Consider the following 1,139-nt stretch of genomic DNA (forward strand, 5'->3'; position numbering starts at 1 on the left):
CAGGACGACGAGTCCACCGACGCCACCACCGGCTGGCCACGCGGCTGGAGCGTGGAAGCGCAGTCCGCCCACCAGCAAAGCGGCGCGCTGCGGCAGAACACCCAGTCCCTGCTCCTCTCCGGCTATCTCGACACCCCCGACTACGGCACCTTCTCCACCAACGCCAGCCTCACCCGCGACGCCGTCCCCGTCAGCGGCCTGGGCCTGTTCGCCAGCACCGGCCTGCCCACCACCGCGGTGCCCTACAGCTACCGCACCGGCAGCACCTGGCGCATCGACCAGCGCGGCATGCCCTTCGACGGCGGCTGGCTCGGCCACAACAGCGTGGGCCACATCGGCATGGCCAACACCCCGCTGGCACGCGGCGCCGGCCGCATCTACCTGCCCAGCCTGCCCATCGAGGGCGTCAGCGCCACGCTGGAGCAGCCCGGACGCACCAGCTTGCAGGCCTCGGCCGGGCGCGTGGGTTACTTCAACGGCATCGACTACCAGGGCTTCACGAGCGGGCGCGGCAGCGCCGCCGGCATCGGCGCGCAGACGCAGCTGGCCGGCGACCCGGGCCCGATGGCGCCCAACCGGGTGGACGCGGCAGTGCAGATGATCGAGGCACGCGAGCTGAACCAGAACGGCGTGTCCGGCTATGCGCAGAACACGCGCTCGCTGTGGACGGCCGTGTCCTGGCAGGGCCTGGCGCCCTGGGCCGATTCGCTGGGCAGCGGCTTCGGCAACTCCCTGGCCGACAAGGTGGGCGGCATGCGCATCCAGGCCAACCTGGCGCGCAGCGAGGCCCGGCCCGCCAGCGCCGACTCGCTGGCACCGCGCAGCTCCGCCACCGGCGCCTGGGTCGATGCGGCCTGGCGCAGCCAGCTGATGCAGCAGGGCGCCTCGGTCTTCTACTTCGAGCCCTCGCTGCGCTGGGGCGGCGATTCGCTGCCCAGCGACCTGCGCGGCGCCTCCTGGCGCGGCGACATCGCCGCGCGCCAGTGGCAGCTGGGCGCCAACGTGGAGCTCAGCGACAGCGTCAGCGGCCGGCGCGGCAGCTCGGTGTTCGGCAATGTCTTCGGCCGCTGGCGCTTCGATTCGCGCGACGCCGTCTCGGCCACGCTGGCCGCGCGCAGTGGCCGCTTCGCCGCCCAGTC

At 73.4% G+C, this 1,139-nt stretch carries 1 protein-coding gene; it reads left to right on the plus strand.

Translation table 11 applies throughout. The features are described 5' to 3' along the window. Window positions 1–1,139: hypothetical protein (locus tag ABEA07_RS16440; RefSeq protein WP_345539168.1), on the plus strand; the 1,139-nt coding region annotated here is incomplete at both ends.

The sequence above is a fragment of the Variovorax defluvii genome, assembly GCF_039541515.1.
Taxonomy (GTDB): Bacteria; Pseudomonadota; Gammaproteobacteria; order Burkholderiales; family Burkholderiaceae_C; genus Variovorax; species Variovorax defluvii.